Raw genomic sequence first — 2,856 nt, 5'->3', positions numbered from 1 at the left:
GCCGTGGGCTTCGACAATGCGCTGGCAAATAGCGAGCCCCAGCCCGGCTCCCCCGGTGCGGCGGTTACGGGAGCTTTCCACCCGATACAGGTGATCAAACAGTTTGGGCAGGGCGTCGTCGGGGACGCCGGGGGCGCTGTCATCCACCGTCAGTAACCAGGTGTCATCTTTTTGCCGGGTCAAGGAAACGGCCAGCTCGCCGCCGTCGGCGGTGTACTTGAGGCTGTTCTGAAACAGGTTATCCAGTAGCTGGCGCAGGCGTACCGGGTCCTGCTGGAGCAGGGCCTGATCGGGCAAAGTCGTGCGGCAGGTTATCTCGCGTTGCGCAAAAGCGCCCCGGTAGCTGTCGAGCACGTCCTCGATAAGGCTGCTCAGATCTTCCTGACGGAACTGGTAGCGCAGGTTTCCGCCGTCAGCCAGCGCCAGGTCATGCAGGTCGTTGATCAGGTGAGTGAGCTGAGCCACTTCACTCTCCAGCCCTTTCAGGTTTTCCTGATTCAGCGGGCGGATGCCATCGCAAAGGGCTTCCAGTTCGCCCTGGAGGATCGCCACCGGGGTGCGCAGTTCATGGGCGATATCCGAGAACCAGCGTTGGCGTGCCTGCTGGCCCTGGTCCAGCCGCTCGGCAAGCTGGTCGACCTGGCGGGTGAGGGTGCCGAGTTCGTCGCGGCGGTTACTGGCCAGGCGTGAACTGTAGTCGCCTTCCTGTAGCTCCCGGGTGTGGTGGGAAAGCGCCAGAATCGGCGCGACCAGGTGGCGGGCCAGCAGCCAGGACACCAGCAGAGACAGCCCCAGGCCCACGCTCAGCATCCACAGGGCGAAGCGCAGTTGGCGGCCAATGAAGCGGCGGTCCAGTTTGTCACGAATGGCTTCCTGGTCCGGGTAGGTCAGGTAGCCCACCGTGTGTCGGCCATCCTGAATGGGCACATCGATGCGGTATTTTGCCGGAGCAGGTGGACCGATCAGCACGCGTTTATGGGCATCGAGCAGTTGCAAGTGGCGGTGGTTGCCGCGGTCGTCCTTGTCTTCCTCGCGATCACCGGCCAGCCAGTAGAGCCGTTTCAGTCGGCGAGGGTCGTCGCGCAGAAACTGCCAGGATCCCTGCTGTTGGTAGAGAGTGCCCAGGTGATCGGCCAGCCGTTCTACCTGGGATTGCTGGCGCTCGTCGAGATAGGTGTCCAGGCTGCGCACGAAGGACAGATAATAGAACCCGCTGGCCGCCACAATCAGGACCAGGAAGGTACCCAGGAAGATCAGAAACAGTTTATTGCGAATGCCCATGGCGCTACATCGTCAGTCAGGACAGTCAGTGTAGCGCGCGAGCGCTAGAGGTGGGCTGGTTTGCACAATCTTTCCATAATGCGGCTACGCAGGACATGAGGCCGTTGGCGCGTGTTTTTTACGTCAGGCGTCGAGCATGGGGCGTCCGGCACTCATTTACCGGTCCGCCTTTGGTACCCACAAGGTTTCCGGAGCTTCGTGGCGCAGGTTGATCAGGCGGGCCATGACGAACAGCAGGTCGGAAAGCCGGTTGATCAACGCCTGGCTCACCGGGTTGACGGCGTCTTCGTCGGCGTCATGCAGGGCGATAACGTGGCGTTCCAGGCGCCGCGCCACGGTGCGGCAGTGGTGGCACCAGGCGGCATCCGGGTGGCCGCCGGGGAGCACAAATTCTTTCAGCGGGGACAGTTCGGCGTTGATGGTGTCGGCCTGGGATTCCACTTCCACCAGGTCGTGATCATCAATGACGCGGTGGCCGGGAATGGCCAGCTCGCCGCCGATGTCGAACAGCATCTGCTGGACCTGGCCCAGTACCGTGTCCAGATCGGTATCCAGCGGGCGGGCGCGCAGTACGCCCAGAGCACTGTTCAGTTCGTCCAGTTCGCCCAGTACCACGATGCGTGGGTGAAACTTGCTCACCCGTGAACCGTCTGCCAGGCCGGTTTCGCCGGCATCCCCGGTGCGAGTGATGACCCGGTTGATGCGGGTCTTGTCGTGGTTTCCGGTTCCGTTGGTATCACTCATTACAGCTCCATGCCCAGTGCGACCCGGTAATGGCGTTCCGGCAACGGGTAGAGTACCGCGTTGCTGCTGCCCGGGTTGTAGTTACCGTAGTCCGCATTCACGTTGTCTTCCAGGTTGTAGACACCGGCTTTGAGATAGAGTTTGCGATAGCGGGCCGTCAGTTGCAGGTCGGTGGTGCGGTAGTGATCCAGTTTGCGGTACTCATTGTCCACGTCACCGTCGTAATGACGATCGCCCACGTAGCGGTGGCTGATCTGGGCGGACAGCCAGGTGAGCGCCTGCCAGTCGGCAATCAGTTCCATGGTGTGTTCGGGCACCAGGGGCACGTCGTTGCCGCTGAAAGGGCCGCCATCAAAACGGGCTTGCTGGGCGCTGGCGTTGGCAGTGAAGGTGATGTCCTTGTCCAGCCGCCAGCGGGAGTTGATGCTGACCCCTTTGTGTACCGTGCGGTCGTCCAGATTGCGATTGGCGAAAGCGATGGGGTCGTAAACGATTTCGTTATCAATCTCGGCGCGCCAGAAGGTCAGCGTGGAGTGCTGGCGCCCCTGCGACCAGCTGGCCCCGGTGGTATAGCTGTGGCCGGTTTGCGGGTCGATGGGCGGGTTGAACGGGGACAGTTCATCCACATTGGCGATGCGTACGCTGCGCTGCGCCCCGGCAAACAGCGCCAGGTTGCCGGTGAAGGTGTAGCGGATGCCGCCCTCGTACATTTCGCCGTCCTGCTCTTTGTCGGCGCCTTCTCCACTGAGCGTGCTTTCCAGCTGGCGGGCGCCGGCGCTGACAGACAGTTTCGGGGTCAGGCTGACCAGGTTGTGCAGATACCAGGCGCGT

The 2,856-nt window shown here is 62.3% G+C and carries 3 protein-coding genes; all 3 read right to left on the bottom strand.

The annotated features are described in order from the left end of the window. A partial coding sequence (locus tag A3754_RS23620; protein ID WP_063521510.1) for an ATP-binding protein occupies positions 1–1,281 on the bottom strand: 1,281 nt, incomplete at its 3' end. Positions 1,282–1,437: 156 nt separating this feature from the next. Further along, positions 1,438–2,025, bottom strand: a complete 588-nt coding sequence (locus A3754_RS23615) for a cob(I)yrinic acid a,c-diamide adenosyltransferase (RefSeq protein WP_063521509.1) — start codon at positions 2,023–2,025, stop codon at positions 1,438–1,440. Continuing rightward, on the bottom strand, positions 2,025–2,856 hold an 832-nt coding region (locus A3754_RS23610), incomplete at its 5' end, for a TonB-dependent receptor domain-containing protein (RefSeq protein WP_156497184.1). The genes A3754_RS23615 and A3754_RS23610, both read right to left, overlap by 1 nt.

The sequence above is a fragment of the Alcanivorax sp. HI0083 genome (genome assembly GCF_001635175.1).
The sequence above is the reverse complement of the archived record's forward strand: the minus strand, read 5'-3'. Positions and strand labels throughout refer to the sequence as shown.